13 protein-coding genes, 1 tRNA gene and 2 pseudogenes are annotated in these 17,212 nt (G+C 42.5%); 8 read left to right on the top strand and 8 right to left on the bottom strand.

Annotated elements, in window-relative coordinates; genetic code table 11:
• Nucleotides 1-239, top strand: a 239-nt coding sequence (locus BKK50_RS04045; protein WP_077415552.1) for an EF-Tu C-terminal domain-related protein, incomplete at its 5' end; no start/stop codon positions are given.
• A 581-nt stretch (nucleotides 240-820) separates the two neighbouring features.
• Here BKK50_RS04045 and BKK50_RS13120 read toward each other — a convergent pair.
• The 4 genes and pseudogenes from BKK50_RS13120 to BKK50_RS04025 all read right to left on the bottom strand — a co-directional run bounded on the left by BKK50_RS13120 (nucleotide 821) and on the right by BKK50_RS04025 (nucleotide 3,495).
• A complete protein-coding gene (locus BKK50_RS13120; protein WP_341864587.1) occupies nucleotides 821-1,066 on the bottom strand; it encodes a 1,4-dihydroxy-6-naphthoate synthase in 246 nt (81 codons plus the stop codon).
• A gap of 321 nt (nucleotides 1,067-1,387) precedes the next feature.
• Nucleotides 1,388-1,798: pseudogene (locus tag BKK50_RS12250) on the bottom strand (transposase); the annotation flags it as partial.
• A 238-nt stretch (nucleotides 1,799-2,036) separates the two neighbouring features.
• Nucleotides 2,037-2,537, bottom strand: a complete 501-nt coding sequence (rraA, locus tag BKK50_RS04030) for a ribonuclease E activity regulator RraA (RefSeq protein WP_077415550.1) — start codon at nucleotides 2,535-2,537, stop codon at nucleotides 2,037-2,039.
• 46 nt (nucleotides 2,538-2,583) lie between these two features.
• On the bottom strand, nucleotides 2,584-3,495 hold the full coding sequence (locus BKK50_RS04025) for a 1,4-dihydroxy-2-naphthoate polyprenyltransferase (RefSeq protein WP_077415554.1): 912 nt from the start codon (nucleotides 3,493-3,495) through the stop codon (nucleotides 2,584-2,586).
• 61 nt (nucleotides 3,496-3,556) lie between these two features.
• Between BKK50_RS04025 and tsaA the strand changes: the two genes are divergently transcribed.
• Complete coding sequence (tsaA, locus tag BKK50_RS04020) at nucleotides 3,557-4,309, top strand: tRNA (N6-threonylcarbamoyladenosine(37)-N6)-methyltransferase TrmO (RefSeq protein WP_077415548.1); 753 nt, start codon at nucleotides 3,557-3,559, stop codon at nucleotides 4,307-4,309.
• 454 nt (nucleotides 4,310-4,763) lie between these two features.
• Here tsaA and pnuC read toward each other — a convergent pair.
• Nucleotides 4,764-5,434 (bottom strand): annotated as a pseudogene (pnuC, locus tag BKK50_RS04015) (nicotinamide riboside transporter PnuC).
• 177 nt (nucleotides 5,435-5,611) lie between these two features.
• On the opposite strand from pnuC, the gene rapA reads away from it, so the two are divergent.
• The gene (gene rapA, locus BKK50_RS04010; RefSeq protein WP_077415546.1) at nucleotides 5,612-8,398 is read left to right on the top strand and encodes an RNA polymerase-associated protein RapA; all 2,787 of its coding nucleotides are present in this window, start codon (nucleotides 5,612-5,614) and stop codon (nucleotides 8,396-8,398) included.
• 2 nt (nucleotides 8,399-8,400) lie between these two features.
• Nucleotides 8,401-9,060, top strand: coding sequence for a bifunctional tRNA pseudouridine(32) synthase/23S rRNA pseudouridine(746) synthase RluA (gene rluA / locus BKK50_RS04005; RefSeq protein ID WP_077415544.1), 660 nt, complete (start codon nucleotides 8,401-8,403; stop codon nucleotides 9,058-9,060).
• 42 nt (nucleotides 9,061-9,102) lie between these two features.
• Here rluA and BKK50_RS04000 read toward each other — a convergent pair whose 3' ends face one another.
• The 3 genes from BKK50_RS04000 to selA are packed head-to-tail and all read right to left on the bottom strand — an operon-like array spanning nucleotide 9,103 to nucleotide 13,256.
• Nucleotides 9,103-10,002, bottom strand: a complete 900-nt coding sequence (locus tag BKK50_RS04000; RefSeq protein ID WP_077415542.1) for an RsiV family protein — start codon at nucleotides 10,000-10,002, stop codon at nucleotides 9,103-9,105.
• A gap of 9 nt (nucleotides 10,003-10,011) precedes the next feature.
• On the bottom strand, nucleotides 10,012-11,874 hold the full coding sequence (selB, locus tag BKK50_RS03995) for a selenocysteine-specific translation elongation factor (protein WP_077415540.1): 1,863 nt from the start codon (nucleotides 11,872-11,874) through the stop codon (nucleotides 10,012-10,014).
• On the bottom strand, nucleotides 11,871-13,256 hold the full coding sequence (gene selA / locus BKK50_RS03990; RefSeq protein WP_077415538.1) for an L-seryl-tRNA(Sec) selenium transferase: 1,386 nt from the start codon (nucleotides 13,254-13,256) through the stop codon (nucleotides 11,871-11,873). The genes selB and selA overlap by 4 nt, the downstream gene beginning before the upstream one ends.
• A 70-nt stretch (nucleotides 13,257-13,326) precedes the next feature.
• Between selA and BKK50_RS03985 the strand changes: the two genes are divergently transcribed.
• The 4 genes from BKK50_RS03985 (at nucleotide 13,327) to BKK50_RS03970 (ending at nucleotide 16,987) form a co-directional block, all read left to right on the top strand.
• A tRNA-Sec gene (locus BKK50_RS03985) sits at nucleotides 13,327-13,421 on the top strand.
• A gap of 115 nt (nucleotides 13,422-13,536) precedes the next feature.
• Complete coding sequence (locus BKK50_RS03980; protein WP_077415536.1) at nucleotides 13,537-13,806, top strand: oxaloacetate decarboxylase subunit gamma; 270 nt, start codon at nucleotides 13,537-13,539, stop codon at nucleotides 13,804-13,806.
• 36 nt (nucleotides 13,807-13,842) lie between these two features.
• Nucleotides 13,843-15,669 (top strand): sodium-extruding oxaloacetate decarboxylase subunit alpha, encoded by a 1,827-nt coding sequence (gene oadA, locus BKK50_RS03975; RefSeq protein ID WP_077415534.1) that lies wholly within the window; start codon nucleotides 13,843-13,845, stop codon nucleotides 15,667-15,669.
• A gap of 16 nt (nucleotides 15,670-15,685) precedes the next feature.
• Complete coding sequence (locus BKK50_RS03970) at nucleotides 15,686-16,987, top strand: sodium ion-translocating decarboxylase subunit beta (RefSeq protein ID WP_077415532.1); 1,302 nt, start codon at nucleotides 15,686-15,688, stop codon at nucleotides 16,985-16,987.
• Nucleotides 16,988-17,212 lie beyond the last annotated feature (225 nt).

Raw genomic sequence — 17,212 nt, 5'->3', positions numbered from 1 at the left:
AAGGTGGTCGTCATACCCCATTCTTCAAAGGTTACCGTCCACAGTTCTATTTCCGTACCACAGACGTAACCGGTACTATCGAATTACCGGAAGGTGTGGAAATGGTAATGCCTGGTGATAACATCAAAATGACTGTATCCTTAATCCACCCAATTGCGATGGACCAAGGTTTACGTTTTGCTATCCGTGAGGGTGGTCGTACCGTTGGTGCGGGTGTTGTTGCGAAAATTATTAAATAGTGTTAACTAAATAATCTCTTAATATAAGATAAGAGTAATTTCTAAAACAAATAAAGTGAGTGCCCATAAAGCACTCACTTTTATTTTCTATGCAAACTTATATTTTCCAGCGCAACTCTTTTCGAAATATTGAAAATTCCTCGGCATTACAAGTTTATAGAGAGCAATACTTTATCTCATAATGTAAAAAATTGGACATAGTAGACAAAGTAATTTGATCGTGAATTTACGATCAACCCTTTTTATTTAAAAAATCTTTAATAAATAATATCTTATGATATTTAGTTAAACCCTGATGTACCGATAATTTCTACTTAAGTTCTCCAAATAGCCCCTCTAGTCGATTATTCGCCTTTTCTATTTTCAATTCCGGGTATTTTTCAAAGCCAAAAAGATAATCTTGGTTCTCTTTAAACCTAAATAAGCGCCTCTTAAATTTCTATGTTTATAGAAATATTTTCCTTTATCATTAGGCTTATCAGAACGCTCTTCCAAATATGTTTTATATTCAAGATACCATTTATGTAGATTAACGTAAAACTCTGATTTACTACTTATTTTGAGGAGTTTTGTTAATATTTTTAGGGGCTGACTCTGATTTTTGGGGGTCTTGTTAGCTTTCTAATCACAATCTCAACTTGATAAAACTGACAAATTTGAGTGGAAATATTCAGCTCGTTTTTCAATAACTCCCATCTGCCATCACAAGTAATTGATTGAATTTTATAGCCTTTTTCTCTAAGTTTACTGATAGCAATAAAATAATAAACATCTTTCTCGCTTTTGATAATTTGATGGTCAACCACTTTTTTAGAGAGCGAATCCATTAGGACAAGTACACCAAATTCTCTTCCCCAAAAGCTCGAATCAATGAGAAGGTTAAGTGTATTATTTTTAGGTAGGTTTAATCTTGTTTTAGGTGCATTTAAAACGTATCGCTATATCGTTCTAATCAAGTATAGATATTTATTAGCAAGCTGTTTATAAGTTTGTTTTCCCTATGAATAATCTTGCTAAATTTTTATTAGATCTAATTTTTCTTTAAAAGGAAATATTTTATGACATTCATTACATCTATAACGTTGAATATCATTTTTAATGACAGACTTGCAGATATTGATTTTGCCCCCAAAAGTTAGATTCATTAAATCCAAGGACTGAGTTCTGTATTCCACAGGGCTTAGTCCTTTTAGTTTTGCTTGAACCCGTTCATGATTATAGTAATGAATATATTCATGAATCGCTTATTCAAGTTGCTCAAATGTTTCAAATCGATTGCTGTAATAACATTCCGTTTTTAATCGGACAAAAAAACTCTCCATCGCACCATTATCAAGGCAATTGCCTTTTCTCGACATATTTTACGATAGCTTTCCATTTGATATTACCCCCCTTGGTCTGAATGAAGAATAGGGGGTACCGTCCAATTTTAAAATCGCCAGCTCCATCATTTCGATAATCTGCTCAAAATTTGGGCTTGGTGCCAAGTCATTAGCGATAATTTCGCCATTAAACAAGTCTTTAATTGGTGATAAATAAAGTTTGTCTTCAACACATTGATCTCCCCCCAAAAAATTGGACTAAATACCAACCAACTTAAAGTGTAGATTTCTATGACTAAGTACAACCCGCTTTTTAAATAACAAACGCTTGAGCTTTGTCTTTAGTAAAGTCAAGCCTCATTTTCTATGAAGACGGATTTTTACCAATATACAGATTTGATCTTCTATATAACTGTGTTGTGTCACATCATTATTCAATGAATAGCGGAGCGTAAAATAAATGAGACTTAAAGCTTTATTCGTCCTCGAAATCATCCAAATCAAGAGGTTCCTGTGAAAGGATGATGCCGGTGAGATCCGCATAAATATAATCTTCGGGGAAAAAAGTTACCCCGCCGAAATTAACCGGAATATCAATTTCCCCAGCTTGGCTTTCATCTGCGCCCACCGGAATCGGTGCAAGGGCATGAACGCCAATATCAATGTTTTCTAACTGTTGGATTTGGCGAACCGCTCCGTAAACGATAATCCCTTCCCAGCCGTTATCCGCTGCCAATTGAGCAAGCTCGGCATCGATCAAAGCACGGCGTACTGCGCCACCGCCATCGATCACTAAGACACGACCTTCCCCGTTTTCTTCCAATACTTCAGCGATAAGTCCATTATTTTCAAAACACTTTACGGTAGTCACTTTACCGAAAAAGTGGCTTAGCCCACCAAAACTTGAAAAAATCGGTTCAACCACATCCACTTGATCTGCATAAAGATCGCAAAGTTCTGAAGTATCAATAAACATAAGTTTCCCCTATTAAACGTTGAGATAGCGTTTAGTATATGCTGATTTAGCTGATAAGCAAGCCTAAACTAAAAAGTAGATTGGTAAAAAGTGAAATCATCGACATTTGTGCCAACATAGGGCGTAATGCACGCGGCTCTTGACTGCGGTAAACAAAAATGGCGTGTTTGACAAGCAATGGAAAAGCAAGCAAAAATAAATAATTGCCCCAAGATGTAGCCGTGGTGAGGGCAAAAAGCAAATAACAGAGTGCGGCAAGGCTTAATATAATACAGTGATAAAGACGCCCTTTATGTGCACCTAAGCGAACGGCAAGCGTGTTTTTGCCGGCTTTGGCATCTTGTTCAATATCCCGTAAATTATTGATATTTAACACAGCACTGGCAAGTAAACCGGAACCAATGGCAGGGAGGATAATATGGCTATCAACGCTATGGGTTTGTAAATAATAGGTTCCCCCCACACCAAGCAAACCAAAAAAAACTAAAACAGAAATATCCCCTAAGCCCATATAACCGTAAGGCTTTGCCCCCATGGTATAAGTGATTGCCGCAACAATCGCTAAAATGCCAAGTAGCGCAAAAGCAAAGAGGTCGATAAGGCTTTCGTAAGCCATACCGATCAAAAAACACCCGGAAATAAAACTGGCTACCACCATGAAAATGAGACCCCATTTTAATTCAACCGCTGAAATCCCCCCTTTTTGGATACCACGCAAAGGCCCAATGCGTTCTTCCGTATCCGTGCCTTTTTGATGATCCCCATAATCATTGGCAAAATTCGATAGCACCTGTAATAAAACTGTTGTCAGCAAACAAAGCCCCATCACTACCCCATTAAAGGTTTCCGGTTTTGCCCAGTAGGCCAGCGCTGAACCGGTGAAGATAGAAGCTAACGCCAAAGGTAAGGTTTTTGGACGTGCTGTTTCCCACCACATTTTCAATTTTTCATTTGTCATTTTTTTTGACCGCACTTTTGATTACAATAAGTGGCGTATTCTACCTTAATCCCAACAATTTATGAATGATTTAACCCTTTCGCCCATTGCGATTATTCACACGCCTTACAAAGAAAAATTTTCCGTGCCTCGACAGCCTGATTTAGTACAAGACGGTGTAGGAATTGTGGAGTTGCTCCCCCCTTATAATTCACCGGAAGCGGTGCAGGGGCTGGAACAATTTAGCCATCTCTGGTTGATTTTTCAGTTCGATCAAATTCAACAGGGAAAATGGCAGCCGAAGGTTCGTCCGCCACGTTTAGGGGGAAATCAACGTGTGGGCGTATTTGCCTCTCGAGCCACCCATCGCCCCAATCCATTAGGCTTATCAAAAGTTGCCCTACGCAAGGTGGAGTGCATAAACGGTCATGTTTTTTTACATTTAGGTGCGGTGGATTTAGTTGATGGGACACCTATTTTCGACATCAAACCCTATATAGCTTATGCCGATAGCCAGCCTGATGCAAAATCCGGTTTTGCGAGAGAAAAACCCATAGCAAAACTTCAGGTGGAATTTACCGAACACGCCCAAAGTGCAGTCAAAAAACTGGAAGAAAAACGACCGCACTTAGCACGTTTTATTTGTGAAGTAATTGAGCAAGATCCACGTCCTGCTTATCAACAAGGTAAACCAAGTGAGCGTATTTACGGAATCAGTCTTTATGAGTTTAATATCAAATGGCGAATTAAGGCAGGTTCGTTTGATGTGGTAGAAGTACTTGATATTGAGAAAAGTAATCGCAATGATAGAAATTGGGAATTAGGGGGAAGCTAATATCTGTCTGACTTGCTACAGGCTCAACACAATCTGTATCACCGACAAGCTGTGCTTTTGATCGTTGGAAATTGTTAATTCGTTGTGTAATGCATTCAACGATATCTAGAGAGCGAATTATCCACAGTTAGGCACTCAATGACGTTGGTTTAAAGGTAAAAATAATCTATTGCAAAGGCTGTTTTTGGATTTCTTCTCATTGAAGGGATGAGTTTGTCTATCTACTTGAGAAAAAAGATGAAAAGAAATATATGGGTTGAACGTTATCACAAAACAAACTGGAAATTGAAATATCACCGTATGAATTTTATCTAAATGATCCTCTTCTTTTGTGTCATATATACTGACAATAATCTAAATAAACCTTGTTCAGAATGACGAAATAATAATTTAGGGGCTGACGTAGATTAGCCCCAAATTTCCAAGACTGTCTTTTTTCTCCTCCAAAGTGCAGTTAATTTTCTGCCGATTTTGTCAACTTCGTCCAGTTGTAATAACCGTAGAGGGAGTTCAGTAAATAGGCACTATACATTAAATACATCGCCGGTGTTTCTGCCCACAAAATAATAGAAAGCACATTCAGCACAATCCATAAAAGCCATTGCTCACGATAACGCAAAATCATCAACAACTGGGCTGCCACCACAATAATGGTAGTGAGTCCATCTAACCCTGTTGAGCTTCCGCCCGCTGCCTGTAAGGCTTGTACAAATAACAGTGTGCCAATCCCGATAAACAGTGCAAGGATAACCCAACCTTTTGGGCTGAGCGCTTTTGCTATCACACTGTCACCACCATTGTCATTTTGTAGATTGTTTTTCCACATGAAATAGCCGGTAAATAGACGTAAAGCACGGTGTTCATTTCACCTAGGAAATTTTGTCCCCATGCCACATAAAAATAGCTATAAGCAAAAATCAAACCAAAGAAATAATTGCTGATTTTCCCTTTACTCACCAATACCACGCATAAAATGCCTGAAATACCGGAAATCATGGCTAACCATGAATCCGGTGCTTGCACATACGCCCAAATTTGCGCAACGATAAACACGACAAGCCACAGGACTTCAAAAGGTTTCCAACCAGATAAAAATTCACGTTTAAGACGTTCAGACCAATCCATTTTTTTACTCCATAATAGTGAAAAACTGCGCCATTTTTGCACCGCACTTTGGCAAAGTAAAGCATAGAATCAGAAGCCTCACCACAGATGTGATAGCGATCACAGTTTTCATTGCTTTCCCTTTGAATCAGGCTACAATAGCGCCCGAATTTTAATGAATGAAAACGAGAGAATTGTATGACATCTTTTGTCCTTGGTCAGCGTTGGCTAAGCGGAAGTGAAAATAATTTAGGGTTAGGCACGGTGACCGCCTTTGATACACGCACTGTGACGTTGCATTTCCCCGCTTCTGACGAAACACGTATTTATGCTATCGCCCAGGCTCCCCTTACCCGTATCCAATTTAACAAAGGCGAAACGCTAAATCATAAAAACGGCTGGCAAGGTAAGATTGTGGATATTCAAACCATAAAGGGGTTGAATTTTTATTTGGTGGAAAATCCACAAGGTGAACACATCATTGTGCAAGAAAGTGATATTTCACCGCTGATTTCCTTCAGTTCAGCGAAAGATCGGCTCTTTTCTGCACAATTAGATCGTAACCATCATTTTGCGTTGCGTTATCGCACTCTAAAACATCAACAAGCCCAATTTCAATCACCACTACGAGGGTTACGTGGTATTCGGGCGGGCTTAATTCCTCATCAATTACACATTGCCTCTGAAGTGGGAAACCGGGTGAATCCTCGGGTATTGCTTGCCGATGAAGTGGGATTAGGCAAAACTATTGAGGCAGGGATGATTTTACAAAATCAACTGTTTGCCGAAAAAGTGCAACGTGTGTTAGTACTCGTGCCTGAAAGTTTACAACATCAATGGCTGGTTGAAATGCTCCGCCGATTTAATTTGCATTTTTCACTATTTGATGAAGAACGCTGTGCTGATTTCGCCACCACGGGGGAAAACCCTTTTGAGTCGGAATCGCTCATTATTTGTGCCTTAGATTGGTTAGTAAATTCACCAAAACGAGCGGAACAAGCCCTTGGCGCAGGATTTGACTGCCTGATTGTGGACGAAGCCCATCATTTAGTTTGGTCGGAAACGACACCAAGCCGTGCGTATTTATATGTTGAACAACTTGCAAAAGTGATACCTTCCGTATTATTACTCACCGCTACACCGGAACAATTAGGGCAAGAAAGCCACTTTGCCCGCTTGCGATTGCTCGATCCCGAACGTTTTTTTGATTATGCCCTTTTCCAAGAAGAACAGCAGCACTATCAACCGGTTGCCGATGTCGTGCAATCGTTGTTAACGGATAAGCCCTTAAATGAGGCAGAAAAAAACCATATTGCGACCCTATTAAAAGAACAACAGCTCGATCCTCTGTTCCAAGCTTTGGCTTCCTCAAATGCGAAAATCCAACAAAAGGCACGTCAAACATTAATCGAAAACTTGATTGATCGCCACGGTACAAGCCGAGTATTATTCCGCAATACACGCCAAGGGGTGAAAGGCTTTCCACAACGTATTTATCACCCGATTAGTCTAACGGCTGAAAATGGAACTCAAACGGAAGAGATGAAAACCCAATGGCTGTTAGATTTTTTAAAAACACAACGTGATAAAAAGGTCTTTGTCATTTGCCAACGTGCGCAAACCGCCATTTACCTTGAACAATATTTGCGGGAAAAAGAGGGAATTCACGCCACAGTTTTCCACGAAAATATGTCGATTATTGAGCGTGATCGAGCTGCGGCTTATTTCGCTGACATAGAAAATGGCGCACAGGTTTTGCTCAGTTCCGGTATCGGCTCGGAAGGGCGTAATTTCCAATTTTCAGATACTTTAGTCTTATTTGATTTGCCACAAAACCCTGATTTACTTGAACAATGTATTGGACGTTTAGACCGCATCGGACAATTGCACGATGTGCAAATCTATGTCCCTTGTGTAGAAAAATCTCCTGACGAACCATTAGCCCGCTGGTACCACGAGGGATTAAATGCCTTTGAGCAAACCGCCCCAATGGGGATGGCATTATTTGAACAATTCACTGAAGCACTACAAAAAGTGCGGTCAAATTTAACTGCACTTTCAGACCTTGACAACCTCATTGCAGACACCAAACAAGCGCGGGAAACGCTCAAAATCGCCTTGGAACAAGGGCGTGATCGTCTTCTAGAACTCAACTCCAACGGTGGAGAACAGGCAAAACAGCTAGCCAATGCTATCGCTACACAAGATAACGAGGTGGAATTAGTGAATTTTGCCTTAAATTTGTTTGATATTATTGGGCTAGAACAAGAGGATCTCGGCGAAAACAGTATTGTGCTCACCCCAACCGGCACGATGCTTATTCCTGATTTCCCGGGATTAAAAGACGAAGGGGTAACGGTCACTTTTGATCGCCCTCTCGCCCTTGCCCGTGAAGAACTGGAATTTCTCACTTGGGATCACCCGATGATCCGTCAGGGGATCGACCTCATTGCCTCCGGTGATCTTGGTAAAGCGGCGATGGCACTATTGATAAACAAGCAGTTACCTGCCGGAACATTATTGTTAGAATTAATTTATATCGTGGAAACACAATCGCCGAAAGGATTACAGCTTAACCGTTTCCTACCGCCTACCCCTATTCGCTTACTGCTCGACAATAAGGGGAATAATCTTGCGGAACAGGTCGCCTTCGATACCTTACATAGCAAATTAAAGCCCCTTGGTCGAGATATCGCCAATAAAATGATCAAAATGGCACGACCAACTTTAGAACAATTATTTGCACTTGGCGAAAAGCAGATCCGACCTCTTGCCCAACGTTATATCGACCAAGCACAGACATTGGCAGAGCAAACCTTAAGTGCGGAAATCAATCGATTACAAGCCCTACAAAAGGTGAATAAAAATATTCGCCAAAGTGAAATTGAGATTTTAACAGCACAGCGTAATCAATCTTTAGAGGCGTTGGCAAAAGCAACCTGGCGATTGGATAGCCTTCGGGTTATCGTTACCAATAAGGAATAATGATGGCACTGATTGAATATCATCCCCCACTGGAACCCTATTTAGACATTATTTATCAAGATAACTACATTTGTGTAGTCAATAAACCGAGTGGATTGCTTTCCGTACCCGGTAATCAAGTGCAATATTACGACAGTGCAATGAGCCGGGTGAAAGAAAAATTCGGCTTTTGCGAACCGGCACATCGTCTTGATATGGCAACCAGTGGCATTATTTTATTTGCCTTGAGCAAAGCGGCAGACAAAGAGCTCAAACGTCAATTTCGTGAACGTGAGCCGAAAAAACATTATCAAGCCTTAGTGTGGGGGCATCTTGCACAAGACAGTGGCGAGGTAGATTTACCGATGATTTGTGATTGGGAAAACCGCCCTCGCCAGCGTTTAGATTTTGTCTTTGGCAAAAGAGCGGTCACAAAATTTGACGTTTTAGCGCATTTACCTAATAACAGCACAAGGGTAAAACTCACCCCCATTACCGGCCGTTCCCACCAACTCCGCTTACATATGCTGGCATTAGGCCACCCGATTTTAGGGGATAAATTCTACGCTCATCCGCAAGCAAAAAGGATGTCGCCACGCCTTTGCTTACACGCAGAAAGCTTAAGCATCACCCACCCCATCACGGGGGAGCCAATGACGTTTTACGCTAAGGTGGATTTTTAAAGGCAAAGTGCGGTGAACATTCACCGCACTTTTTTTCCTTACTTATTCTTCGTCAAATTTTACATAGTTTTGTTGTTTAAACGCCGGTTTTAACAAATCTTTCAATTGCCACCAATTTAGTGTTAAATCCGGTTCGCCTGCTGCATAAGGGGCGATAGCATAGGCACTGTAAATAAAATGCACGCCTTCAGAATCGATATAAATATTATCAGATACATTAAAATCGGCTTTCGATGTAAAGGTATCTTCATCTTTTATCGTACCCTGTTGCGTATAATTATCCCAAAGTAGTGCTTTCACCTTAGGTAAGCTGCTCTCATCGAATAAATCATTGAGTTTTAAGATTTTGTGAGAGGTGAGATCGACCGTCAAATAACGCGTTCCCCCCATGCCGTGAGCGCCCCCGGTAAAATCATAAGTCCCGATGGAAAAGGTGGCTAATTTTTCTTTCTGCCCAATGAAATTCACCCAGCTGTTGGTTTCAAACGCCAAACTCGGCTCTTCCAACATCGCTCGGCGGGTTTCATCAAATCCTTTTTGATAATATTGGATGACCTGCTCACGAGTAGGCACGTTGTTGCCATCTCGAGTCAGTTCTTCCCATAATAGGGTATTTAACCAATCAATATTGGTTTTTAATGTGGAAATCGCATAGTCGATTCGGCCTTCTTCCGGCAAATACTCTTCTTCCGGTTGAGGTTTCGGGTATTTAATGGTTTCCGATTTTTTAAACACCACGTCTTCCTCGACAAAAATTGCAGGAATCATTTTGGATACCCGTTCTTTTTCCGTCATTAAATCCGCTTTTAATTGCGTATTTTCTGCGGTGAGTTGTGTCACCGTTTGATTAAGTTGCTCAATTTTTGCTTGAGCCTCTTTATCCTGGCAACCGGTGGTGAAAAGTGCGGCTAAAATAGCGACTGAAATGAATGTTTTCTTCATGTTTTCTCCTTATAGATCAAATATATTCTTATCACGCAAAATGTGATCATTGCCTTTACGGCGTAAAAACCCGGTGCGATCAAAATATTCCATAAGTTGCACCGTGAGCTTACGACCAAAATTCAAGCGGTCACGTACTTCATTAACGGAGGCTTTTCCCTCTTTTTCAGCAATCAATTTAATAAGACGTGCATAAGCATAAATAGTTTCCGTTAAAAAGAAACGATCTTTGATAATTGGCGTAAGATAGCCCAATTTACCGGCTTTATACATAAAATTACGCATCTCGCCTTCATCAAGCCCCAATGCCTTTGCCATATCTCGCACCCAAATGGCTTGCCCATTAGCTTTTTCAAATTCCTTTAACACCCATTGCCAACGGGTTTGTTCTTCCTCATTGAAGCGGATTTTATGTTCAGGTAAATGAACCCAACCTCGGGTTTGTTGAAGTTTACCGCTCTCCAGCATCTCATCCATAAAATAATAGATCAGGTTTTCCGGCTGGTTGAGTGCCGCCATACGATACAAACGGGCTTTGCTCACCCCCAACTGATCGTTATGCTGTTGATGGTAGGTGGCAAGTGCGGTTAAAATTTGCTGTGTTTTTTCTGCCTGATAATCGGCATTAAAGCACGTGTCTTGATAACGCATTGCGCCACATTCTACCAAGGCATTATCTAACTGCATAACACTAAGTTGTTCGCTCCACATTAAGTGGCTCGTGGCAATGGCGGTCTGTTGTAGGGTAAGCGTAATGCGTTGCGAGGTATTTTCTGTTTGCGCTAAATTTGTTAAGAAATTCAACCGCCCTTCTGTTCGTTTATGGCGTTTTGGTGAATGAATTTCCAAAACTCTCGCCCCGGCTACAAGGGTTTTCGCATCACCACTACGCAAAATAAGTTTATCGCCAAAGGTTAAAAAGAGTGGAGAATCCAACATAATTTCCGCCAAAGTGCGGTCATTTTGAGCCGCATTTTTCCCTTGTAACAGCACAAGTTTACCTGTTGTACGGCTGGCGGCGTGATAAATATGCACCGGTTGACTTTCATTCAATGGGGTTTCCGCCCAAATTTGCACACTAATGCGATCCGTAGGAGGAGGAACCGATTGGAGTAACCAATCACCACGTTTTATCGGTATGCGATCTAAATCCACATTGAGGTTGAGTGCCAAACGCTGCCCCGCCACACCCTGTTTGCTTGGCGTATTTTGCGCATAAATGGCTTTCACCCGCACTTTTTGCCCGGTAGAAAGAAACAGTTCATCTTCCACATTCACCACGCCGGCAAAAGCCGTACCGGTGACGACGGTTCCCGCTCCTTTAACGCTAAAAACCCGATCAATGGCATAACGGAATGGTTTTTGGGTTTCCGCCCGCTCCGGAAGTTGTTGCAAATAATCACGCAATTCTGCGATACCTTGCCCGCTTTCTGCTGAGGTGATGAAATATTTTGCTCGGCTTAAGAATGGATAATTTTGCTTAATTTGACTGATTAATGTATCGATTTGCTCAGAATTCGTGCGATCCGCTTTGGTGATCACCACTATAATTTCATGGAACTGTAATTGACGTAAAATCGCTAAATGTTCTTTTGTTTGTGTGGCAATGCCTTCATCTGCCGCCACAATCAACATAGCATAATGGACACCGCCCAAACCTGCCAGCATATTTGAAAGGAATTTCTCATGCCCCGGTACATCAATAAAGCCCAGCGTTTTCTCCCCCTCACCGAGGGGCAAATAGGCATAACCCAGATCGATTGTCATACCTCGTTTTTTTTCTTCCGGTAAATGCGCAGTATGCGTGCCGGTGAGGGCTTTAAGTAATGCGGTTTTGCCGTGATCCACATGTCCTGATGTGACAATAATCATAATTCATCCACCACTTGTAATAACATTTCTATTGTCGCCACACTGCGAACGTCCAACCATAATTTGCCGTTTTCCATTCGCCCGATAATGGGTTGAGAGAGTTTTTTGAAACGTTCGGAAAGTGCGGTTAATTTCATATTCGTTTTTTCCGCCATGGTGACGGCAAGGGAAGGGAGGCGTACCATAGGCTGCGAGCCACTGCCGATCTGAGCCTGACTTTCTTCAATTTGAATGTCAAACTGTGAATTTAAGCGTTTTTCCAGCCGCACTTTAAGGCGTTCCGCTTTATCCTGTAATGTTTCAAGGGATTGGGTGAGTAAGTGTAATGTCGGCAGATTTTCCGTTAATTTTTCCCGATTCAAATATAAACGCAAGGTGGCTTCTAACCCGGCAAGGGTGACTTTATCGCAACGTAGCACCCGTTTTAGCGGATGTGCCTGTAGCTGTGCGATCCATTCTTTTTTTCCCACAATAATGCCTGCCTGCACGCCCCCCAATAATTTATCGCCGGAGAAGCTGATTAAATCCACCCCTTGAGCCACTTTTTCTTGCACAGTCGGCTCTTTTGGTAAACCGTATTGGCTTAAATCAATGAGTGCGCCACTGCCGAGATCCGTCACCACCGGTACATTCATCTCTTTCCCCAGCTCAACCAACGCTTGCTCTGAAACTGATGAAGTAAAACCTAAAATTTGATAATTGCTGCTATGCACTTTCATTAACAATGCGGTATTTTCAGTGATAGCCTGACGATAATCTTTTAAATGCGTGCGGTTGGTTGTGCCCACTTCCACTAAATGACACCCTGCCTGCGCCATAATATCCGGAATACGAAACGCCCCACCGATTTCAATGAGTTCACCACGAGAAATAACCACCTCTTTTCCTTGAGCAAAGGTCGCCAACATCAAAAGTACCGCCGCCGCATTATTATTTACCACGCAAGCCGCTTCTGCCCCCGTTAAATGGGATAAAAGCGCACTAATGTACTGATCTCGATGACCACGTTTGCCTTCTTCCAAATCATACTCCAAGGCAACATTTCCCTGCATGGCAGACAACGCCGCCTGTTGTGCGGCTTCCGACCATATTGCCCGGCCCAAATTGGTGTGTAATATAGTACCGGTCAAATTATGTATGGTTTTAATTTGTACGGTCTTTTGCTGATGTAAACGCAGTTGAAGTTCAGCAAAGGTGCGTTCAATATCATTGCAATAGTCAGGAAGTTGATGTTTTTTTTGAATGGATTGGCGTGCCTGTGTTAATAATTCTCGACACATCGCCACCACAGCGGAATGGCCAAATTCGGCGATAAGTTGTTCACCTTGTGGCATTTTGAGAAGTTTATCAACGGCAGGCAGCTGTTGAAAAAGTGCGGTCATTTTTGAACCCGTTTAGAATAACGTTGAATTGGCGGCTAATTTACGCTAAAGTACCACCAATTTCAACCTCGGAAGGTCGTCATCTCCGGTGAGGTGGCAGGACTTCAAATCCTGTTGAGGACGCCAGCGTTCTCGGGTGGGTTCGACTCCCATGACTTTCCGCCAAAAACCCGTCAATTTCAACCGCACTTTCCTTATTTTTGTGAACTATATCAAAGTTTTTTTTGGAGAAAAAAGCTAATATATCCGCTGTGTTTTCAAATTTTTCTTGGAGGTAATGATGACGGGTTCGGAACTTATGTTTGAAGGGTTCAATTTAATGTTTGCAGGAATGGGGTTTGTGATCTTTTTTCTTTTCCTGCTTATCTATGCCATTAAGCTTGCCTTAAAAATCATCAATCGATTCTTTCCCGAAAACGAATCTCCAACCTCATCACAATCCAATCAATCGCCATCGACCACCGTGTCAAATGTCGATGATATTGCTCGTTTACGTCCAGTTATTGTTGCGGCAATTGCACATCACCGCCGTCAACAAGGCTTAAAATAACATTTTTCATTTAATAGGCTAAGGAAGAGGTATTCTATGACTGCTCAACAGAAAAAAATTGCCATCACCGATGTGGTATTGCGTGATGCCCATCAATCACTGTTTGCCACCCGTATGCGCCTTGAGGATATGCTCCCCATTGCATCGGCATTGGATGATATTGGCTATTGGTCGTTAGAGGCGTGGGGCGGTGCAACTTTTGACAGTTGTATTCGTTTTTTAGGTGAAGATCCATGGGTGCGTTTGCGTGAATTGAAAAAAGCCTTACCAAAAACCCCATTACAAATGCTTTTACGAGGACAAAATCTGTTGGGTTATCGTCATTATGCCGATGATGTGGTGGATCGCTTTGTTGAACGTGCCGTCACCAATGGGATGAGTGTATTCCGTGTGTTTGATGCGATGAATGACCCACGCAATATGCAACAAGCTTTAAAAGCGGTTCGTAAACAAGGCGGTCATGCGCAAGGAACCTTAAGTTATACCACCAGTCCCGTCCATACTTTAGATACTTGGTTGAATACCACAGAACAACTCTTAGAAATCGGGATTGATTCCCTGGTGATTAAAGATATGTCCGGGATTTTAACGCCGATGTCTGCCTATGAATTAGTCAGTGAAATTAAAAAACGTTACGATGTTCGTCTTCATTTACATTGCCATTCCACCACCGGTATGGCTGAAATGGCATTGCTGAAAGGGGTTGAAGCAGGGGCTGACGGTATTGATACCTCGATTTCCTCCATGAGCGGCACTTACGGACATCCAGCCACCGAAGCCTTGGTAGCCACCCTACAAGGCACTGGGTATGACACTGGATTAGATATTCTGAAACTGGAAAAAATTGCAGATTATTTCCGCACCGTTCGTAAAAAATATGCGAAATTTGAAGGGCAATTAAAAGGCGTTGATAGCCGTATTTTAGTGGCGCAAGTGCCGGGCGGTATGCTCACTAACCTTGAAAGCCAGCTCAAACAGCAAAATGCTTCCGACAAACTCGACCAAGTGTTACAAGAAATTCCACGGGTTCGTGAAGATCTCGGTTTCATTCCGCTGGTTACCCCAACTTCACAAATTGTCGGCACGCAGGCGGTGATTAACGTGTTAATGGGCGAGCGTTACAAAACCATTGCAAAAGAAACCGCAGGCATTTTAAAAGGCGAATATGGTCGCACACCAGCAGCAGTGAATACGGCGTTGCAAGCTCAAGTTTTAGAAGGGGCACAACCGATAACCGATCGTCCTGCGGATCACCTTGCCCCAGAAATGGACAAACTCACCGCAGAAGTGAAACAGCTTGCGAAGGAAAAAGGTATTCGCTTGGCTGAAAATGAAATTGATGATGTGCTTATTGTGGCATTATTCCCTCAAGTCGGCTTGAAATTCTTAGAAAACCGTGGCAATCCTGATGCCTTTGAGCCTGCGCCAACCGCAGATCAAACCACTGAAAAAACAGCAGAAAAACCAACCGCACTTTCAAACACAAAATCCGCTGGCGCAGCAGTTTATACGGTGGAATTAGAAGGTAAAGCCTTTGTGGTGAAAGTCAGCAAGGGTGGGGATGTAACAAATATCACTCCAACTACGCCTTCTGCTCAAACAACCCAAACGCCTTCTGTTCCCCCTTCCGCATCGGCACCATCTGCCACAGGCGAGCCGGTTACCGCACCAATGTCAGGGAATATTTGGAAAGTGGTGGTAACAGAAGGGCAAACTGTCGCAGAAGGCGATGTATTACTCGTGCTTGAGGCGATGAAAATGGAAACGGAAATTCGAGCGGTGAAAGGTGGGGTCGTCCGAAATATTGCGGTAAAAGCGGGCGATAGCGTCACCGTAGGTGATACCTTAATGACCATCGTATAAGTAGTAGGTGGGAAAGATGGACAGTATTATTGCATTATTTAAAGGTATGGGGATTATGCATCTGGAATGGGGGCAAGCCGTGATGATCGGTGTCAGTTTGCTCTTACTCTGGTTGGCGATCTCCAAAAAATTTGAACCGTTATTATTATTGCCTATAGGGTTTGGCGGGCTGTTGTCCAACATTCCCGAAGCCGGAATAGCGATGAGCGCATTGGATAATCTTATCCATTCCGGCACGGCGCACCAGCTTGCTATTGTTGCAACAAAACTTAATACCGTAGCTGATCCGGTTGCGATTAAAGACGCGCTCAATAGTGCGTTACCATCGCAAATTGCAGAGTTGGAAACCTTAGCCGGTGATATGGGATATAGCGCAGGTATTCTCGCTTTATTCTATAAAGTGGCCATTGGCTATGGTGTTGCGCCGCTTGTCATCTTTATGGGCGTGGGAGCAATGACGGACTTCGGCCCGCTTCTTGCCAACCCGAGAACCTTGTTGTTAGGTGCAGCGGCTCAATTTGGTATTTTCACCACTGTATTAGGGGCATTGGCGTTAAATTGGCTTGGGATTATTTCCTTCACCCTTCCACAAGCCGCAGCCATTGGGATTATTGGCGGTGCAGACGGCCCAACGGCGATTTATCTTACCAGTAAACTTGCCCCTGAATTACTGGGAGCCATTGCGGTGGCGGCTTATTCTTATATGGCGCTTGTTCCCTTAATTCAACCGCCAATTATGAAAGCCCTCACCACAGAGGAAGAACGGAAAATCCGTATGGTACAACTTCGTCCTGTCAGCCAGCGTGAGAAAGTGTTGTTTCCAATCATCCTCTTGTTATTGGTTGCGTTGATCTTACCGGATGCCGCACCATTGTTAGGAATGTTCTGTTTCGGTAACTTGATGCGGGTTAGCGGAGTGGTAGATCGGTTAAGTGATACCACGCAAAATGCCTTAATCAATATTACTACGATTGTTCTTGGGCTATCTGTTGGGGCAAAATTGGTGGCGGATAAATTCCTTCAACCTCAAACGTTGGGGATTTTGTTACTCGGTGTTGTTGCCTTTAGTATTGGCACGGCAAGTGGGGTATTGATGGCAAAATTGATGAATAAGTTTAGCAAAAATAAAATCAATCCGCTTATTGGCTCTGCAGGGGTTTCTGCCGTGCCTATGGCAGCAAGGGTGTCCAATAAAGTGGGGTTAGAAGCGGATCATCAAAACTTCTTATTGATGCACGCCATGGGACCAAATGTCGCCGGGGTCATTGGCTCGGCTATCGCTGCCGGTGTGATGCTCAAATATATTGCCGGAATGTGATGTTAACGCAAAAAAGTGCGGTCATAAATTCTTTTGAAAATATCGGTATTATGCAGCAGTTGCACAATGTTGCTTTTTTGTTATCTTGTAGGGACACACTGCGTGTGTCCGAGTTTTAACCTATTGAAATAATTTGATTTTATAACGGACACACGCAGTGTGTCCCTATGTTTTGGTTAAAATTTCTGTTTTATGCATTTGCTACATAATACCGGAAAAAGCCAT

The sequence above is a fragment of the Rodentibacter rarus genome, from assembly GCF_001998965.1.
Classification (GTDB): Bacteria; Pseudomonadota; Gammaproteobacteria; order Enterobacterales; family Pasteurellaceae; genus Rodentibacter; species Rodentibacter rarus.
The sequence above is the reverse complement of the archived record's forward strand: the minus strand, read 5'-3'. Positions and strand labels throughout refer to the sequence as shown.

Excerpts from the sequence above, each read along its gene's own strand:
- BKK50_RS04025 (WP_077415554.1), bottom strand. The coding sequence starts at position 3,495 with ATGACAAATGAAAAATTGAAAATGTGGTGGGAAACAGCACGTCCAAAA.
- BKK50_RS13120 (WP_341864587.1), bottom strand. The coding sequence starts at position 1,066 with ATGGATTCGCTCTCTAAAAAAGTGGTTGACCATCAAATTATCAAAAGC.
- oadA (WP_077415534.1), top strand. The coding sequence starts at position 13,843 with ATGACTGCTCAACAGAAAAAAATTGCCATCACCGATGTGGTATTGCGT.
- selA (WP_077415538.1), bottom strand. The coding sequence starts at position 13,256 with ATGACCGCACTTTTTCAACAGCTGCCTGCCGTTGATAAACTTCTCAAA.
- rapA (WP_077415546.1), top strand. The coding sequence starts at position 5,612 with ATGACATCTTTTGTCCTTGGTCAGCGTTGGCTAAGCGGAAGTGAAAAT.
- rraA (WP_077415550.1), bottom strand. The coding sequence starts at position 2,537 with ATGTTTATTGATACTTCAGAACTTTGCGATCTTTATGCAGATCAAGTG.
- BKK50_RS04000 (WP_077415542.1), bottom strand. The coding sequence starts at position 10,002 with ATGAAGAAAACATTCATTTCAGTCGCTATTTTAGCCGCACTTTTCACC.
- BKK50_RS03970 (WP_077415532.1), top strand. The coding sequence starts at position 15,686 with ATGGACAGTATTATTGCATTATTTAAAGGTATGGGGATTATGCATCTG.
- selB (WP_077415540.1), bottom strand. The coding sequence starts at position 11,874 with ATGATTATTGTCACATCAGGACATGTGGATCACGGCAAAACCGCATTA.
- tsaA (WP_077415548.1), top strand. The coding sequence starts at position 3,557 with ATGAATGATTTAACCCTTTCGCCCATTGCGATTATTCACACGCCTTAC.
- rluA (WP_077415544.1), top strand. The coding sequence starts at position 8,401 with ATGGCACTGATTGAATATCATCCCCCACTGGAACCCTATTTAGACATT.
- BKK50_RS03980 (WP_077415536.1), top strand. The coding sequence starts at position 13,537 with ATGACGGGTTCGGAACTTATGTTTGAAGGGTTCAATTTAATGTTTGCA.